This window comes from Paraburkholderia edwinii (genome assembly GCF_019428685.1).
GTDB lineage: Bacteria > Pseudomonadota > Gammaproteobacteria > Burkholderiales > Burkholderiaceae > Paraburkholderia > Paraburkholderia edwinii.
The window spans coordinates 1,576,969-1,593,675 of sequence record NZ_CP080095.1; the positions used below are offsets into that span (position 1 = coordinate 1,576,969).

At 63.9% G+C, this 16,707-nt stretch carries 13 protein-coding genes, 3 tRNA genes and 1 pseudogene; 12 read left to right on the plus strand and 5 right to left on the minus strand.

Annotation, left to right across the window (positions count from 1 at the left end):
* Window positions 1-325: 325 nt before the first annotated feature.
* The 6 genes and pseudogenes from rnc to nagZ form a co-directional block, all read left to right on the plus strand.
* Window positions 326-1,717: pseudogene (rnc, locus tag KZJ38_RS06960) on the plus strand (ribonuclease III); the annotation flags it as partial.
* Between the two features lie 539 nt (window positions 1,718-2,256).
* On the plus strand, window positions 2,257-3,156 hold the full coding sequence (gene era / locus KZJ38_RS06965; RefSeq protein WP_425518333.1) for a GTPase Era: 900 nt from the start codon (window positions 2,257-2,259) through the stop codon (window positions 3,154-3,156).
* Window positions 3,143-4,234, plus strand: coding sequence for a DNA repair protein RecO (gene recO, locus KZJ38_RS06970; protein ID WP_219799379.1), 1,092 nt, complete (start codon window positions 3,143-3,145; stop codon window positions 4,232-4,234). The genes era and recO overlap by 14 nt, the downstream gene beginning before the upstream one ends.
* Window positions 4,231-4,995, plus strand: a complete 765-nt coding sequence (pdxJ, locus tag KZJ38_RS06975) for a pyridoxine 5'-phosphate synthase (protein WP_219799380.1) — start codon at window positions 4,231-4,233, stop codon at window positions 4,993-4,995. Before recO ends, pdxJ begins: the two co-directional genes overlap by 4 nt.
* A gap of 21 nt (window positions 4,996-5,016) precedes the next feature.
* A complete protein-coding gene (gene acpS / locus KZJ38_RS06980) occupies window positions 5,017-5,451 on the plus strand; it encodes a holo-ACP synthase (protein WP_219799381.1) in 435 nt (144 codons plus the stop codon).
* Between the two features lie 195 nt (window positions 5,452-5,646).
* On the plus strand, window positions 5,647-6,678 hold the full coding sequence (nagZ, locus tag KZJ38_RS06985; protein WP_246641668.1) for a beta-N-acetylhexosaminidase: 1,032 nt from the start codon (window positions 5,647-5,649) through the stop codon (window positions 6,676-6,678).
* Window positions 6,679-6,853: 175 nt separating this feature from the next.
* Here the strand turns inward: nagZ and KZJ38_RS06990 are convergent, their stop codons facing one another.
* The 4 genes from KZJ38_RS06990 to earP form a co-directional block, all read right to left on the minus strand.
* Window positions 6,854-8,236, minus strand: a complete 1,383-nt coding sequence (locus KZJ38_RS06990; RefSeq protein WP_219799382.1) for a sigma-54-dependent transcriptional regulator — start codon at window positions 8,234-8,236, stop codon at window positions 6,854-6,856.
* Between the two features lie 473 nt (window positions 8,237-8,709).
* Window positions 8,710-8,916 (minus strand): CsbD family protein, encoded by a 207-nt coding sequence (locus tag KZJ38_RS06995; RefSeq protein WP_219799383.1) that lies wholly within the window; start codon window positions 8,914-8,916, stop codon window positions 8,710-8,712.
* A gap of 267 nt (window positions 8,917-9,183) precedes the next feature.
* Window positions 9,184-9,741: an elongation factor P gene (gene efp / locus KZJ38_RS07000; RefSeq protein WP_219799384.1), complete on the minus strand. Its 558-nt coding sequence runs from the start codon at window positions 9,739-9,741 to the stop codon at window positions 9,184-9,186.
* Window positions 9,742-10,049: 308 nt separating this feature from the next.
* Entirely contained in the window at window positions 10,050-11,393 is a 1,344-nt protein-coding gene (gene earP, locus KZJ38_RS07005; protein ID WP_219799385.1) for an elongation factor P maturation arginine rhamnosyltransferase EarP, read from the minus strand.
* 107 nt (window positions 11,394-11,500) lie between these two features.
* Here earP and uvrC point away from each other — a divergent pair, with 107 nt between their 5' ends.
* The 6 genes from uvrC to KZJ38_RS07035 all read left to right on the plus strand — a co-directional run bounded on the left by uvrC (window position 11,501) and on the right by KZJ38_RS07035 (window position 16,075).
* Window positions 11,501-13,780 (plus strand): excinuclease ABC subunit UvrC, encoded by a 2,280-nt coding sequence (gene uvrC / locus KZJ38_RS07010; RefSeq protein ID WP_219799386.1) that lies wholly within the window; start codon window positions 11,501-11,503, stop codon window positions 13,778-13,780.
* A gap of 202 nt (window positions 13,781-13,982) precedes the next feature.
* A complete protein-coding gene (gene pgsA, locus KZJ38_RS07015; RefSeq protein WP_219799387.1) occupies window positions 13,983-14,576 on the plus strand; it encodes a CDP-diacylglycerol--glycerol-3-phosphate 3-phosphatidyltransferase in 594 nt (197 codons plus the stop codon).
* 172 nt (window positions 14,577-14,748) lie between these two features.
* Window positions 14,749-14,824, plus strand: a tRNA-Gly gene (locus tag KZJ38_RS07020).
* A 117-nt stretch (window positions 14,825-14,941) separates the two neighbouring features.
* Window positions 14,942-15,017: transfer RNA gene (locus KZJ38_RS07025), tRNA-Gly, on the plus strand.
* A 174-nt stretch (window positions 15,018-15,191) separates the two neighbouring features.
* Window positions 15,192-15,265, plus strand: a tRNA-Cys gene (locus KZJ38_RS07030).
* 315 nt (window positions 15,266-15,580) lie between these two features.
* Window positions 15,581-16,075: a GNAT family N-acetyltransferase gene (locus tag KZJ38_RS07035; protein ID WP_219799388.1), complete on the plus strand. Its 495-nt coding sequence runs from the start codon at window positions 15,581-15,583 to the stop codon at window positions 16,073-16,075.
* Between the two features lie 132 nt (window positions 16,076-16,207).
* Here KZJ38_RS07035 and KZJ38_RS07040 read toward each other — a convergent pair whose 3' ends face one another.
* Window positions 16,208-16,621 carry a copper chaperone PCu(A)C gene (locus tag KZJ38_RS07040; protein ID WP_246641739.1) on the minus strand — a complete coding sequence of 138 codons (414 nt, stop codon included), beginning with the start codon at window positions 16,619-16,621 and terminating at the stop codon, window positions 16,208-16,210.
* Window positions 16,622-16,707: the final 86 nt, after the last annotated feature.

The window sequence follows — 16,707 nt, forward strand, 5'->3', positions numbered from 1 at the left end:
CGCCGGATCCAGAACCGAGCGAATCGCCGCGTGAATTCAGGCCTGAAATACGGCCTGAATCCAAGCCCGGATCAAACCTGAGTCGCGGTGCGAGTCACTGCCCGACTCTAGCGCCGACTCACGGCCTCGTTTGCAGCTCCGATTCATGGCTTCGACTCACAGCTCCGGCCCACAGCTTCGACTCACAGCCCTGAAACACGCTGCAAAACGTGCGCAACGTGTTACCACGCTACTTTAAGAACCTGTTGTAACGTCGCTTCACCACGCCTGTTCGCGCGCTGGTCCGCGTTTTCGCTCGGGCTGGCGCCCGCGTTATACTCTGCCCATGCCTTCATCTCCGCTGGAAAGCCGGCTGCGCTACGAATTTCGCAATGCGGAATTGCTGCGCCAGGCTCTCACTCACCGCAGTCATAGCGCCACGCATAACGAACGGCTCGAGTTTCTCGGCGACTCCGTTCTCAATTGCGCGGTGGCAGCACTTTTGTTCCAACGTTTCGGGAAACTCGACGAAGGCGACCTCTCGCGGGTGCGCGCCAATCTCGTCAAGCAGCAGTCGCTCTACGAAATTGCTCAGGCCCTAAATATTTCGGACGGACTTCGCCTTGGCGAAGGGGAATTGCGCAGCGGCGGCTTCCGCCGGCCGTCCATCCTCGCGGACGCGCTCGAGGCGATCCTCGGGGCGATTTTCCTCGACGGCGGCTTTGAGGCCGCTCAGACGGTCATCAAGCGGCTTTACGTGCCGATTCTCGACCATATCGACCCGCGCACGCTCGGCAAGGACGCGAAGACGCTGCTGCAGGAATACCTGCAAGGCCACAAGATCGCGCTGCCCACCTACACGGTAATTGCGACGCATGGTGCGGCGCACAATCAGCAGTTCGAAGTCGAATGCACGGTGCCGAAGCTCGACGTCAAGGTGTCCGGTTCCGGTGCGAGCCGCCGCGCGGCCGAGCAGGCTGCGGCGAAAAAGGCACTCGATGAGGTGATGGCGGCGGCGCCTGCCGTCGTCGCGAAGCCGAAGCGCTCGAAGAGCGCGCGCGCCGCGAAGAACGCCGAGGCGGAAATCGTCCCCGGCGTGACCGGCGTGCAGACGGCGCTCGATTTGCGTGCGCCGGACCTGCGCAAGGCCGAGCGCGCCGCGCGCGGCGAAGCGAAGGCCATATCAGAGGCGCTCGCCGAACGGGACGCGCCGGCGGCTGCGGCCAGTTCTGTGGCGCCGCTCGCGGTGATTCGCGCCGCGCATGTCGAATACAGCCAGGGTCAAGGCAGCGGCGGCGCCGGCACTGCCGGCGGCAGCGACAAAACGGAAAAAACGGACAGGGCAGACAAGGCTGACAAGACGGAAAAGGTCGAGAAGACGGGCGACCGGAGCGCGGAGCGGTCCGACGACAAGCTCGCGCGCGGCGAAAAGGCCGATCGCGCCGACCGGCAAGCCGACCGCACCGACGCGGCGACACGGCCGCCCGACCAGCCTTCAGATCTGACCGAAACCGCGAGTCGTCAGGGCGGTCACGGCGAAAAGGCGGCGGACAAGCCTGAAGCCGTCGCGCGTGCTACCGACAAGGCCGCGGAGAAGGTGGCCGAGAAAATGACCGAGAAGGCGCCGGACAAAGCCGCCGACCCGCTCGCCGAGAAAGCCGCGGACAAACCCCTGGACAAATCCGCCGCGGACAAAACATCCGCGGACAAGACAGATAAAGCAGACAAGCCAGCCGAAAAAGCCGGCGACAAGCTTGAACGCCCCGCCGACCGGCCCGTAGATCGCACAGCAGATCGGCCCGCCGACCGAGCCGGAGACAAACCCGCCGACAAACCCGAAGCCGCCGCGCGCGCCGCGAGCGTGAACGGAAACGCGAGCGGAAGCGCAAGCGAAAACCCGAGCAGAAGCGCAAACCCAAATTCAACGGACCAGGACGACCCGGCCGACCGGTTCGAAGCGGCCGTACGCAGCACCGAAAAAATAACGGCCCGCAGCAGCCGGGAAGCCGCCGGTGCGGCGACCGCCGAAGCGGACCTCGAACCTGGCGTCGCTAGCGCGTTGCACACGCGCGTCGCCGACGCGGGCCATTGATCCACCCCGTTAGCTCCCAACTGATTCAACCGATTGACCTGACCGAACATCGGACCGACCATCACCGCTGTGCCGCGTCTCTTGCCGTGACCGCGTGATTGATGGTTGCGCGATGCGATGCAAACCGGCCCAATGCGCTCGCCGCAAGTCAGTCACCGAGTCAGTCGTAGCCGTCACCCCCGAATATGAACACGCCCACTACACCAGGATTTCGTTGCGGCATGGTCGCCATCGTCGGCCGCCCCAACGTCGGCAAGTCGACGCTGATGAACGCGCTCGTTGGCCAGAAAGTCAGCATCACCTCGCGCAAGGCGCAGACCACGCGCCACCGCATCACCGGCATCCGCACGCTCGATGACGCGCAGTACATCTTTGTCGATACGCCTGGCTTCCAGACGCGCCACAGCGGCGCGCTGAACCGCTCGCTGAACCGCGCGGTCACCTCGACGCTGACGTCCGTCGATGCCGTGCTGTTCGTGATCGAGGCCGGCCGCTTCGGGCCTGACGATCAGCAGGTGCTCGACCTGATTCCGCCGTCGGCGCCGGTGCTGTTGATCGCGAACAAGCTCGATCGCGTGAACGACAAGGACACGCTGTTCCCGTTCATGCAGAAGATGTCTGCCCTGCGCGAATTCAGGGAAATCGTGCCGCTGTCGGCGAAGAATCCCGACGACATCAAGCGGCTCTTTGAAACCGTCAAGCCGTATTTGCCGGAAGGCGAGCCGATCTACGGCGAAGACGATCTGACCGATCGCAGCGAGCGCTTCCTCGCCGCCGAAATCCTGCGCGAAAAGGTGTTCCGCTGGACCGGCGACGAATTGCCGTACACGAGCACGGTGCTCATCGACAAGTTCGAGGCCGAAGGCCGTCTGCGCCGCATCTTCGCGACGATTCTGGTCGAGCGCGATATGCACAAGGCGATGATCATCGGCCAGAAGGGAGCGAAGCTGAAGCAGATCAGCACCGAAGCGCGCCTCGATATGGAAAAGCTGTTCGACGGTCCCGTGTACCTCGAGACCTTTATCAAGGTGAGGAGCGGGTGGGCCGACAACGAAGCCGGACTGCGCGCCTATGGGTACGAATGACGCATGGATGACGCAGCCGCCTGAAGCGGAGCCCGATCCGCCGCAGGAGCGGGCCGCTGCCGCATCGGCATCCGCAGACGCATCCGCGCCGGACGGCGCGGATGCGTCGCCGGCGCGCGGTCGCGCGAAGCGCGCCACTTCGCGGGCTTCTTCGACGGCTTCGGCAAAATCTTCGAGGCCGTCGAAGAAGTCCGATGCCGCCCGCACGGCCGGCGATGACTTCGCCGACGAAGCGCTGCTCGAAGCGCGCAATCAGGCGACCGGCGACGCAGGGGCAAGTCCGAGCGCAAGCGACGAAACCCCACGCCCCGCGCAGCGCGCAGCCAGACCCGCCCGCCGGGCCTCATCGCGCGCTCCCGCCTCCGAATACCGCATCTCCGAACAGCCGGCCTTCGTTCTGCATAGCTATCCGTATCGCGAAACCAGCCTGATTCTCGATGTGCTGTCGCGCGACCACGGCCGCCTCGCGTTGATCGCAAAGGGCGCCAAGCGGCCGCACTCCGCGCTGCGCGGCGTGCTGCAAACATTCCAGCCGCTCTCGCTCGCGTGGACCGGCAAGTCCGAAATGCGCACGCTGACGGGCGCCGAATGGGTCGGCGGCATGCTGCCGCTGGCGGGCGACGCGCTGCTATGCGGCTTCTACGTGAACGAGCTGCTCGTTAAATTCTGTGCGCGCGAAGATCCGCATCCGCAACTGTTCCACCACTACGTGGTGACGCTCACGCGCCTCGCGCACGACGAGCCGCCGGTGCAGGTGCTGCGGTCGTTCGAGCGTGTGCTGCTGCGCGAGACCGGTTACGCGATGTCGCTCGATCGCACGGTCGCGCGCAAGCCGGTGCTCGCCACCGGCCGCTACGTGTTCGACCCGGAGCGCGGCGTGCGCGATGCGTCCGACGATTTGCCCGCGCAATGGCCCGTCGTATCGGGTCAGACCTTGCTCGATATGGAGCAGGACGATTACCATCGTGCACAGACGGTTGCGCAGAGCAAGACGCTGATGCGCTTCCTGCTCAATACCTATCTTGGCGGCACGCCGCTCGCGACGCGCCAGATCCTGATCGACCTGCAGAACCTATGAGCTTCTTTCTGACGTCGCCGGATGTGATCGACCTTGGCGTCAACATCGATCACGTCGCCACGCTGCGCAATGTGCGCGGCACGTCCTACCCCGACCCGATCCGCGCGGCGCTCGCCGCGGAAGAGGCGGGCGCCGATGCGATCACGCTGCACTTGCGCGAGGACCGCCGGCATATCGTCGACGCGGACGTGCGCGCGCTGCGCCCGCTGCTGAAAACGCGCATGAACCTCGAATGCGCGGTCACGCGAGAGATGCTCGATATCGCCTGCGACGTGCGGCCGCACGACGTCTGCCTCGTGCCGGAAAAGCGCTCCGAGCTGACCACCGAGGGTGGTCTCGACGTTGCCGGCCACTTCGAGTCGGTGCGCGACGCGTGCAAGCAGCTGGCGGACGCGGGCTCGCGCGTCTCGCTTTTTATCGATGCCGATGATGCGCAGATTCGCGCCGCCCACGAAGCCGGCGCGCCCGTCATCGAGCTGCACACGGGCGCCTATGCCGAAGCGCACGGCGAAGCCGCGCAGCAACGCGAGTACGAGCGCGTCGTGCGAGGCGTCGAACTGGGCCGCTCGCTCGGGCTCAAGGTCAATGCGGGACACGGCTTGCACTATACGAATGTGCAGCCGATTGCGGCGATCGAAGGGATCGTTGAACTGAATATCGGCCATGCGATCGTTGCGCACGCAATCTTCGCCGGCTGGGACAACGCGGTGCGCGAGATGAAGGCGATCATGGTCGCCGCGCGTCTTGCCGCGCGCGTTTAAGCGCAGGCGGGCGGCATACTCATGGCGATTTACGGCATTGGCACCGACGTCGTACAGGTAAGCCGCGTGGCGGCGGTGATGGAACGCACGGGCGGCCGGTTCGCGGAAAAGGTGCTCGGCCCCGACGAACTGCGCGTCTATCACGCGCGCAATGCGCGCTCCGCAGTGCGCGGCCTCGCGTTTCTGGCCACGCGCTTCTCGGTGAAGGAAGCGTTCTCGAAGGCGATCGGCCTCGGCATGCATTGGCCGATGACGTGGCGCGCGCTGCAGACGCTCAACGAGGCGGGCGGCCGACCGTACGTCGTCGCCTCGGGCGAACTCGCCGACTGGCTAGCCGAACGCGGTATCACCGCGCACGTGACACTGTCCGACGAACGCGACTATGCGGTGTCGTTCGTGATCGCGGAGACCGGGGCGGAGTCCGGCGTAGAGTCTGGCGCTCAGACGGGTGCGTAGTCCGGTGCGCAGGTCGGTGCCCGATGTCGCGCGCAGTGCGGCGATCAGTTCGGTGCCCGGTTTGACAATCACCGGGCCGTCGCACCGGTCGTCCTTGTCCGCCTGCCTTCCGAATTATTTCTCCAGCGCGACGTCCCGCATCGGCTGCCGCGCGATTCGCAGGTCCTTTTCCTCCGCCTTCTACGTTTCCTCCCGATGAAGAAAACCTCTGCTGGACCGGTCATGCTCGATGTCGTCGGCAAGACGCTCAATGCGGCTGACAAACGCCGCCTCGCGCATCCGATGACGGGTGGCGTGATCCTGTTCGCGCGGCACTTCGAAAGCCGCGCGCAGCTCGTCGCGCTGACCGATGCGATCCGCGATGTGCGCGACGATCTGCTGATCGCCGTCGATCACGAAGGCGGCCGCGTGCAGCGCTTTCGCACCGACGGCTTCACGGTGCTGCCGTCGATGGGCAAGCTCGGCGCGCTGTGGGACGACGATGTGCTGCATGCGACGAAGGTCGCGACCGCGGTCGGCTATATCCTCGCCGCCGAACTGCGCGCATGCGGTATCGACATGAGCTTTACGCCGGTGCTGGACCTGAACTACGGGCAATCGCAAGTCATCGGCGACCGCGCGTTCCATCGCGATCCGCGCGTTGTGACGATGCTCGCGAAGAGCCTGAACCACGGCCTCGCGCTCGCCGGTATGGCGAACTGCGGCAAGCATTTCCCGGGGCACGGTTTTGCGCACGCGGATTCGCACATCGCGGTGCCCGTCGATGAACGCAAGCTTGACGAGATTCTCGCGGAAGACGTCGCGCCGTACGACTGGCTCGGCATGTCGCTCGCATCGGTGATTCCCGCGCATGTGATCTATCCGCTCGTCGATTCGAAGCCGGCCGGCTTTTCGCGCGTGTGGCTGCAGGACATCCTGCGCGGCGCGCTCGGCTTCACGGGCGCGATATTCAGCGACGACCTGTCGATGGAAGCGGCGCGCCAGGGCGGCACGCTGACCGAGGCCGCGACCGCGGCGCTCGACGCGGGCTGCGACATGGTGCTGATCTGCAATCAGCCGGAAGAAGCGGGGAAGGTGCTCGACGCGCTGCGCGTCAAGCAGTCGAAGGCGTCGCGGCGGCGCATCAAGCGCATGCGGCCGCGCGGCAAGGCGCTGACGTGGGACAAGCTCGTCGACGAGCCCGAGTATCAGCGCGCGCAGGCGTTGCTGCGCGACGCATTTGCGTGAAGGTTGACTGAACGTCGCGAAGCGACCGCAGCGAGCGAAACGGCCAAAGCCGCCCAAGAAACCGAAGCCGCTACAGCCAAAAAAGAACGGCGCAAGCTCAACCGCTTGCGCCGTTCTTCGTTCTCTCCAGCTGCGTTTTGCAACCCCCGTCAGCCCCGCCCCGGCCACTCAGTGCTCAGTTCAACCGCATCCGCTGCAACTTGTTGTACAGCGTCTTCGGACTGATCCCCAGCAGCGACGCCGCACGATGCCGCGTGCCGCCCACTGCGTCGAGCGTCGCGCGGATCAGCATTTCCTCGACGTCCGCGAGCGGCGTGCCGACGGTGACCTGTACGCGTCCACCATTCAGATCGCGCCCGGCGATGCCGTGCGTTTCGTCCGCGCGCAGCGTTTCGAGTACATCGCCGGACGCCTGATACGCGCGCCGCACGCGCTCCTGCAATTCGCGCACGTTGCCCGGCCATTCATACGCGAGACACTCGCGCAGAAAGTTCGGCGAGATCAGCTTCGTCGCGTCAGCGACGCCGCGCGCATTCGCCTCGCGATTCAATTCGTCGACGACAGCCTCGGCGAACAGCGCGGGATCGTCGCCGCGCTCGCGCAGCGGCGGCAGCGACAGCGCCGCCGCTTCCAGCCGCAGCCCGAGGTCTTCGTGCAGCGAGCCGTCCGACACCGCGGCGCGCGGATTCTTGCGCGTCGACGCGATCAGCCGGAAATCGGTCACGACCTGGTTCGTGCCGCCGACCCGCATAAAGGTCTGCGAGTCGAGCGCGCGCAACAGCGCTTCCTGCTGCGGACGCGGCAGCAGCGCGATTTCATCGATAAAGAGCGTGCCGCCGCTCGCCTGTTCGAACAGGCCCGGCTCGCGCTGATCGGCGCCGCTGAACGCGCCGCGCTCATGGCCGAACAGCAGGCTGTCGAGCGGCCGACCGCCGCCGACGGCCGCCGCCGCGCGGCAGTCGAACACGATAAACGGACCCTTGCGGCGCCGGCTCATCTCGTGCAGCGTGCGCGCGGCCACTTCCTTGCCGGTGCCCGCTTCGCCGGTAATCAGTACGGCGGCCTCGGTCGGCGCGACGTGCTCGATCGTGTCGTAGATGTGCTGGATCGCGCCGCTGCGGCCGATCATCGGGCCGAAGCGACCCATCTGGCGCAGCTTGGCGCGCAGCGTCTGCACTTCCTCGGTCAGCTCGTACGGCCGCGGAATGCGCGCCAGCAGGCTGCGCAAACGCGGAATATTGACGGGCTTGAGCAGGTAATCCCAGATGCCGTGGCGCAATCCTTCGATCGCACTTTCGACCGTCGCGTTGCCGGTCATCACGATCACCGGCAACGCGCCGCCGGGCGGCTGCACCGGCAGGTGCTGCAGCAGATCGAGGCCGCTGCCGTCGGGCAGGTTCAGGTCGACGAGCACGACGTCCGGAATAAAGCGCGTCAATGCGGCGCGCGCTTCGGCGAGCGTAATAGCGGTGTCGACCGAAAAACCATCAGCGGCCAGGATCGCAGACAGGCCGGACAGGCTATTGGGATCGTCTTCGACAATCAGGGCATGTGGCATAACGAGCGCAATTTTTTCAAAGGGACGGAAACCCGTTGCGTCGGACAACCGGACGCATGCGGGGCACGGTATCGGGCTGGTGCAGTCAGTCGAATTTCGGACGCGGCGTTTCGACACATATCTGTTCTGGTCCTGTTGCCTCCGGTAACGCTCATGAACCCTTGTTTGTGTAAAGCTTGTCTCGCTGCGCCTGCGGCCCGCTGCGGGCTTCGCAGGCTTCACAGGCTTGATCGCCTGTGCGTGCTGCATTCGCGTGCCGGGCGCGGCGCTGGCTTGGCCGCACAGCAGAGGACGGCGTCCGGACATGAACCGGCATGAGCTCCGGTCGGGCGCGCGTTCGTCTGCTTCGTTTTCCGGCGGCCGCGTGCGCTAACTGCATGGCGCGCACGGCTTACTGCGTGAAACTGGTTATCTGAATCGACTACGACTGATCGACTGCAATGGGTCGACTAGAGGGTCGACTGCAGGGTCAACTACAGCTCGCGATTGGCGTCGAAGAAGCGGCGCACTTCGCGTTCCGCCTCTTCACGGGTCTTGCCGTAACGTTCCTGGATCAGGCCGGCGAGTTTGTCCGCGCGGCCCTCAGCCTTCGTCAGTTCGTCGTCGGTCAGCTCGCCCCACGCCGTCTTCGCCTTGCCCATCATCTGCTTCCACTTGCCTTCAGCGATGTCGTTGTTCATTGAGACCTCCCTTGATCAATGAACCGCCCGGAAATCTGAGCGGCTGGATCGTAGGTAAGCAGAGGCCGTGCCAGACAGACAATGTGCAGCGGAATCAATGCCCTGACGTTTCGGAAGGCGGGTCACCTGCGCAAATTTGCATAAATTTCCGGTAAAGATTTCCACCACCATACACGGTCGTGGAAAAAAGAAAAAGCGCCCAAAAAGGGCGCTTTCGCGAAAGAGAGCCGCGCCACGCGCGGCTCTTGAGTGAAGCCTGCGCTTTCCTTACGCCCGGCTGCGATACTCGTGCGTACGCGTATCGATTTCGATCTTGTCGCCGATATTGCAGAAGAGCGGCACTTGAAGTTCGAAGCCGGTGGTCAGTTTGGCCGTCTTCAGAACTTTGCCCGACGACGTATCGCCCTTGACAGCCGGTTCCGTGTAGATGATCTCGCGGACCAGCGTGGTCGGCAGTTCGACGGAAATCGCCTTCTCGTTGTAGAAAACGACTTCGCAGGCCATACCGTCTTCGAGATAGTGCAGCGCGTCGCCCATCATTTCCGCTTCGACTTCGAACTGGTTGTAGTCAGCGTCCATGAACACGTACATCGGGTCGGCGAAATACGAGTAGGTGACTTCCTTGCGGTCGAGCACGACGACGTCGAATTTGTCGTCGGCTTTGTAGACCGTTTCCATGCCCGCGCCCGTCAGCAGATTCTTGAACTTCATCTTGACGACGGCGGAATTGCGGCCCGACTTGTTGTATTCGGCCTTCTGCACGACCATCGCGTCGTTGCCGATCATCACGACATTGCCGGTGCGGAGTTCTTGAGCAATCTTCATAAAACTGTCCTGTACGAAATATTGTGCTTCAACGTTGCTTGCCCAGCGGCTTGCCGCGGTTCGGTCCGCCTGAGTTCGGCCGTCCTTGGTTCAATGAGCTGGTTCAATGAGCTGGTTCAATACTGTTCGATCGTTCGATCTGGATTTAAGCCGGCTCAGTTAAGGCGGCTAACTACTCAGTACCGCCAGATTTAACCGCCGGGTTGGGTTTAACGCCCGAGCCGGAGTCAACCGTGGATTGAGCCGCGGATTGACCAGTCATACGGCGGTCATATTTGCAAAGCTGGCGGCGGCCGTTGGCTAACCGTTTATTTTAACTGAGATTTTGCGTATTCCGCCAGATTTCCCGCGAGGTCGCCGGCGCGCGCGAGTTCGTGGGCCCATTGTCCGGCGCGCGCGGTTAGCGCCGGCAGATGATGGGCGAAGTCGGTCCATAATGCGGCCCAGTCGGGGTTGCCGACACCGTTCCATGCATGCCAGAAGCGCGTCAGCGCGTCGCGCGCGGCGGGCGGCAACGCGTGCGGATGCTCGTCGGACGCACGGCGAGGCGCACCTCGGGCCGTCCCTTGAGGCGCAGCGCGCGCATAGTGCTCGAGCGCGGCGTCGAGCTTGGGCAGATGCGCGTCGTCAGCCTGCGGATAGGTGTGCCAGACGAACGGGCGCGCGGCCCACTGAGCGCGTACGAACGAGTCCTCGCCTCGCACGAAATTCAGATCGCTTGCCCACAGCAGACGGTCGTAGCCGGGCTGCTCGGTAAACGCGAGCGCATGCGCGGTAAGGCTGCCGCGCGTTGCGTGCGTACCCGCCGCGAACGACGGCACTCCGAAAAAGCGCGCGAGCGCGCCCGAGATGCGCCCTTCGGGCACGAGCAGCACGACCGGCGCGGGCGCGTCGCGCCATTGTTCGAGTAGCGCGTCGACAGCCGGGTTTTCATAGGCGAAAAGCGAGATCACGATCGACCCGGCGGATGGCGGCGCCGCGCCGACCGTATCGCGCCACCACTGCTCACGCATCGCTGGCGACGCTTCGAAGGCGGCCCGTTGCGCATCCAGATCGCGTTCCTTCAGCACGCCGCCGGTGCCGGGCACGAGGCCGGGAAAGAAAAACGTCTTCATGAGCGGATAGCGCGGATGCGGCGACGGCCGCAAATGAAAATCGGCGACCCAGTCCTCGGCGCTCAGATACTCGAGGTTGATCCACACCGGCGCATGGGCGTGGGCGCGGCGCGCCATCGCCGCGACATAGACGGGCGGCAGCTCGCACGCGAACGCTTCGATCACGACATCGGCGACTTCGAGCGTGTCGCCCGCATGCGCGGGCTCATGCCAGTGTTCGACGACGATGCCTTGCACCGTCTGGCGCGCACGGTCGGTCTCGACGGCCGGGCACAGCGCGTGGAACGCGCGCAGATCGTCGACGAACACGCGCACCTGCCACGCGTGTTCCGCCGCAAGCTGACGCGCGAGGCGCCAGCACACGCCGATATCGCCGAAGTTGTCGATGACCGCGCAAAAGATATCGCAGGCGATTGCTGCGTGTTGCGCGCCGTCCGGCGAGGGTTGCGTGCCGGGCCGCGTGGACGGCGGCTGCGTCTGCGAACTGTGCCGCGCGCGTGAAGCATGGCGGACGGCGGAACGGGTAGTGGGGGACATGGCGGCGAGGTCCGTGAACCTGCGTGGGCGCGGCAGGAGCGGAATGTTCTAAACTGGCGATTCTAAGTCCAATCACCGCCCGCGCGCGGCATTCAGCCCGATCCTGCATGGCCCACTCCGACGCTCCCGCCACTCCAGAAGACTTCGAGCCGAAAAAAGTGCTCGCGCAATTGCCGCATCTGCCGGGCGTCTATCGCTACTACGATGCGAGCGGCGCCGTGCTTTACGTCGGCAAGGCGCGCGACCTGAAAAAGCGCGTGTCGAGCTATTTCACGAAGACGCTGCTGTCGCCGCGTATCGCGATGATGGTCACGCGTATTGCGCGCATCGAGACGACGGCGACGCGCTCGGAAGCCGAAGCGCTGCTGCTCGAGAACAATCTGATCAAGGCGCTTGCGCCGCGCTACAACATCCTGTTTCGCGACGACAAGTCCTACCCGTATCTGAAGCTGACCGGCCACAAGTTCCCGCGCATGGCGTACTACCGCGGCGCGGTCGACAAGAAGAATCAGTACTTCGGACCGTTCCCGAGCGCATGGGCCGTGCGCGAGAGCATCCAGATCCTGCAGCGCGTGTTCCAGCTGCGCACCTGCGAAGACTCGGTGTTCAACAACCGCACTCGGCCCTGCCTCCTGCATCAGATCGGCCGCTGCACGGCGCCATGTGTCGCGGCGATCAGCGAGGAAGACTACGCGCGCGATGTGTCGAACGCGTCGCGCTTTCTGTTGGGCCGCCAGTCGGAAGTGATGAGCGAACTCGAGCAGAAGATGCACGCGTTCGCGGCTGAACTGAAGTTCGAGCAGGCGGCGGCGGTGCGTAACCAGATGAGCTCGCTTTCGACGGTGTTGCACCAGCAGGCGATCGAAGTGGGCGGTGATAACGACGTTGATATTCTCGCGGTCGTGGCGCTCGGCGGACGCGTCTGCGTGAACCTCGCGATGGTGCGTGGCGGGCGGCATCTCGGCGACAAGGCGTATTTCCCGGCGCACGTCGAAAGCGCATTGGCGGTCGACGAAGGCGAGCTCGGTGATGAGGATGCGGACATCGGCGCGGCGTTGGCGATGACGACAGATCTTGCCGATGTCGACGCCGACGCCGATGCGCTCGATGCCCTCGACGCGCTTCAATCGCTCGAAGCAGGCGAAGCGAACGAAGACGATGCGCAGGACGAAGCAAACGCAAGCGACGAGAGCGATACGGACATCGCAGATGAAGCCGTCCCAGGCGCAGCGAATGCAGGCGACATCGATGCAGGCGACTCCGACACCGGCCCGACACCCGCCAGCGCCGCAGCCGCCAGCGACACAGCTTCGGTGGCGCGCTCACGCTCACGCCTCCCAGGCATCGAAGCCGAAGTACTTGAAGCCTTTATCGCGCAGCACTATCTCGGCAACCGCGTCCCGCCGGTGCTGGTCGTGAGCCACGCGCCCGCGAACCGGGAACTCGTCGATCTGCTGACCGAACAGGCCGGCCACAAGGTCGCCGTGCTGCGCCAGCCGCAAGGCCAGAAGCGTGCGTGGCTCACGATGGCCGAGCAGAACGCGCGCCTCGCGCTCGCGCGGCTTCTGTCCGAACAGGGCTCGCAGCAGGCGCGCACGCGCGCGCTGGCCGACACGCTGAGCCTCGAATGCGAAGACCTCGCGAGCCTGCGTATCGAATGCTTCGACATCAGCCATACGATGGGCGAAGCGACGCAGGCATCGTGCGTGGTCTATCACCATCACAAGATGCAGTCGTCCGAGTACCGGCGCTACAACATCACCGGTATCACGCCCGGCGACGACTACGCGGCGATGCGCCAGGTCCTCACGCGCCGCTACGAGAAGATGGTTGCGCAAGCCGCCGCGAATGCCGCGGACGAAGCGGCGACCCTGCAAACCGTAGCCGCGGCGGACCCGCTCGTCACGCCCGATGCGGCCGAGCCCGTTGCCGCCGGCGGCACCTTGCCGAATATCGTGCTGATCGACGGCGGCAAGGGTCAGGTCGAAATCGCGCGGCAGGTGTTCAACGAACTGGGGCTCGATCTTGGCATGCTGGTCGGCGTCGCGAAAGGCGAAGGGCGCAAGGTCGGGCTGGAAACGCTGGTGTTCGCGGACGGCCGCACGGCGCTCGAACTCGGCAAGGAAAGCGCGGCGCTGATGCTCGTGGCGCAGATTCGCGACGAGGCGCACCGCTTCGCGATCACGGGCATGCGCGCGAAGCGCGCGAAAACGCGGCAGACGTCGCGGCTCGAGGAGCTCGAAGGCGTCGGCGCAAAACGGCGCCAGCGCCTGCTCGCGCGCTTTGGCGGCTTGCGCGGCGTGGTCGCGGCGAGCGTCGAGGATCTGGCGAGTGTCGAAGGCATTTCGCACGCGCTCGCCGAGCAGATTTACCGGCAACTGCATTGAGCTTGCCGGCGGTTTGACGCATGCCGCGGCCGAACGCAGTCCTGTTTTGAGCTGTTTTTGAGCCGCTTTTGAGCTTCGTGCGAGCCGGTTGCACGCCGTCCGGTTGCGGTACGCCGGACTTCGCCTGATGTTTGTTGGCTTGTAGCTGTCTCATTGAGACGGCACAATTGCAACTCCATTTTTCAGAACCCTGTCGCTGCCCATGCCGTTTAATTTCCCGATCTTTCTGACGTGGCTGCGGATCGTGCTCATTCCCCTCGTCGTGGGCGTGTTTTACCTGCCTAACACCATGATGAGCCTGGAGCACCGCAATCTGGCGGCGATGGTCATTTTCATTCTGGCGGCGCTGACCGACTGGTTCGACGGCTATCTCGCGCGTAAATGGAACCAGACCTCGGCATTCGGCGCGTTTCTGGATCCGGTCGCCGACAAGCTGATGGTGACCGCGGCGCTGCTCGTGCTCGTGCAGCTCGCGCGGCTCGATGCGGCGATCGCGCTCGTTATCGTCGGTCGCGAAATCGCGATCTCGGCGCTGCGCGAGTGGATGGCGCAGATCGGCGCGTCGAAGAGCGTGGCGGTGAATTCGCTCGGCAAGTTCAAGACCGCATGCCAGATGGTTGCGATTCCGATGCTGCTGCTCTATGGTCCCGTGCCGTTTCCGGGCGGGTTTGTGCTCGACACGCGTGTGTGGGGCGTGTGGCTCATTTATCTCGCCGCGGTGCTGACGATCTGGTCGATGCTGTATTACATGAAGCTCGCATGGCCGCAGATTCGCGAGCGCGGCGGCGCGGTTTGATGTGCTGTTTCACGCAATGTGAATGACCCGTTTGCGGACGCGATAAAACTTGCGTCAGGCCCGCAGCAAAAAGGGTTGACACGTTTCAGTGCTTTATACATAATCTCGTTTCTCCGGTGCAGGCGGTTCTGAAAGTGGATGCGCTGGAGTTAATGCAGGAAGCAAGTGCAGTGCGGGAGTAGCTCAGTTGGTAGAGCGCAACCTTGCCAAGGTTGAGGTCGCGAGTTCGAGACTCGTCTCCCGCTCCAGAATTCGAAGTGACGCTGTGAAGTTTTCGAAGTTTTGTGAGACACGGCGGCGACGCTTCAAGCAGTGCAAAAGTAATACACTGCAAGGCGCTCATTTGAGTGGTTTTGCAGGATCGCGCGGGAGTAGCTCAGTTGGTAGAGCGCAACCTTGCCAAGGTTGAGGTCGCGAGTTCGAGACTCGTCTCCCGCTCCAGCAATAAAGGGAAGCAAGCTGGGGAAGCGAAGCTTCCCTTTTTGTTTGGTAGCGCGTGGTTTGGTAGTGTGTTCGGCAGGCTTCCAGCAGGCCAATCAAATTTTCTGCGGACCGTTGCGTGTGCAACAGCATATGCAAGTTGTGTAACGTGTCCAGGTTCCGCAGTCCGCTTACGGCGCGATAGCAAAGCGGTTATGCAGCGGCCTGCAAAGCCGTTTAGACCGGTTCGACTCCGGTTCGCGCCTCCAGAAAAGAAAAGCCCTGATCCAGTGTGAGCTGAATCGGGGCTTTTCTTTTTTCTGCGCATCGCGGTTGCGCGGGGGAACGGGCTTGCGATTGCCGGGCCATGCGATTGCCAAGCTGTTATCCGTCGCGGCGGTCGTTGCCGTGTTGTACGGTTGCGTGAGCGCGACGCGTGCTTATCGCTTCGACGATCGCGCATAAATTGCGCGTCAATGCGCTGCGTACATCAACCGGACGCTCGATCCCGACACGCGATCGCCACGGCATAATCCTCTGATCCGGCGAGCCGCTTTGCTTCACGCCTCTTTTCGATGAGAACCATGTCCGATCCGCAACGACCCGCTACAAATCAGGCGCCGCACTTCGATTGGCGCTGGAAAGCCTTCGATGCTCTGACCAACGTCGAGGTCTACGAAATGCTTGCTGCGCGCAGCGCGGTCTTCGTCATGGAACAGAACTGTCTGTACGGCGATATCGACGGGCTCGATCTCGATGCGTGGCATCTGCTCGCATACGGTTCCGATGCGCCGGACGCGAAGCTCGCCGGCTACTTGCGCGTGCTATTGCCCGACGCTGAAGAAGCGGATATCCGCATCGGCCGCGTGCTGACCACGGCCGGATTTCGCGGCGTCGGGTTAGGCAAGGCGATGCTCGAACGCACGTTGAGCCATATCGAGGCGCAGTGGCCGGGCACGCCGATTCGTCTGCATGCGCAGGCGCATTTGCAGGCGTTTTATGGTGCCTACGGATTCGAGCCGATTTCGGAAATACACGAAGAAGACGGCATCCCGCACGTCTGGATGCGCTCGGCCTGATTGACGCGATCGTGGCGCGAGAATCCGGCGGAAGCTCTGCGACGTCCGGAACAGTCATCCATCGCGGGCATCCGCACCCAGCACGTTCATCGCATGTTCATCACATGCGATTTCGCCAACGCGCGCGAACGGTCAATTAGCCTGTGCCGGCGATTTAACGGGAAACGCTGTATCGACGGTCTCGCCGTCCGAGAAATGCAGCTTCAGATGCACGGTGTCGCCGGGCGCGATCTTGTGCTTCGCGTCTTCGAGCATCACGTGATATCCGCCTGGCGAAATTTGCGCTTCGCCATGCGGCGGCACCGTGAGCTTGTCGACCATCACCATCTTCTGCGTCGAGCCGCTCGATACCGTTTGATGCAGCATGGCACTGCCATAGTCGGCGCTCGAGATATCGACGAGGTCGACCGGCTTGTCGCTGTTATTCGCGAGTGTCACGTAGCCGGCGGCGGGCAGGTTATTCGGCAGCCAGCGGACCCACGCGTTCTTCACGGCGATTGCCTGCGCGGCGCCGGCCGCATAGGCGGGTGCGCCGGCCGCGAACATCAGCGCGAACGAGAGTGCGACAGTTTGCGTGAACTTCGGCGCGAAGTTAAAGCGATGCATCGGGGAGGTCAGTGGTCTCATGGTTG

Excerpts from the sequence above, each read along its gene's own strand:
- efp (WP_219799384.1), bottom strand. The coding sequence starts at position 9,741 with ATGAAGATTGCTCAAGAACTCCGCACCGGCAATGTCGTGATGATCGGC.
- KZJ38_RS07040 (WP_246641739.1), bottom strand. The coding sequence starts at position 16,621 with ATGTTCGCGGCCGGCGCACCCGCCTATGCGGCCGGCGCCGCGCAGGCA.
- pdxJ (WP_219799380.1), top strand. The coding sequence starts at position 4,231 with ATGAGCTTCTTTCTGACGTCGCCGGATGTGATCGACCTTGGCGTCAAC.
- earP (WP_219799385.1), bottom strand. The coding sequence starts at position 11,393 with ATGTCCCCCACTACCCGTTCCGCCGTCCGCCATGCTTCACGCGCGCGG.
- uvrC (WP_219799386.1), top strand. The coding sequence starts at position 11,501 with ATGGCCCACTCCGACGCTCCCGCCACTCCAGAAGACTTCGAGCCGAAA.
- KZJ38_RS06995 (WP_219799383.1), bottom strand. The coding sequence starts at position 8,916 with ATGAACAACGACATCGCTGAAGGCAAGTGGAAGCAGATGATGGGCAAG.
- nagZ (WP_246641668.1), top strand. The coding sequence starts at position 5,647 with ATGAAGAAAACCTCTGCTGGACCGGTCATGCTCGATGTCGTCGGCAAG.
- pgsA (WP_219799387.1), top strand. The coding sequence starts at position 13,983 with ATGCCGTTTAATTTCCCGATCTTTCTGACGTGGCTGCGGATCGTGCTC.
- KZJ38_RS07035 (WP_219799388.1), top strand. The coding sequence starts at position 15,581 with ATGTCCGATCCGCAACGACCCGCTACAAATCAGGCGCCGCACTTCGAT.
- KZJ38_RS06990 (WP_219799382.1), bottom strand. The coding sequence starts at position 8,236 with ATGCCACATGCCCTGATTGTCGAAGACGATCCCAATAGCCTGTCCGGC.
- era (WP_425518333.1), top strand. The coding sequence starts at position 2,257 with ATGAACACGCCCACTACACCAGGATTTCGTTGCGGCATGGTCGCCATC.
- acpS (WP_219799381.1), top strand. The coding sequence starts at position 5,017 with ATGGCGATTTACGGCATTGGCACCGACGTCGTACAGGTAAGCCGCGTG.
- recO (WP_219799379.1), top strand. The coding sequence starts at position 3,143 with ATGGGTACGAATGACGCATGGATGACGCAGCCGCCTGAAGCGGAGCCC.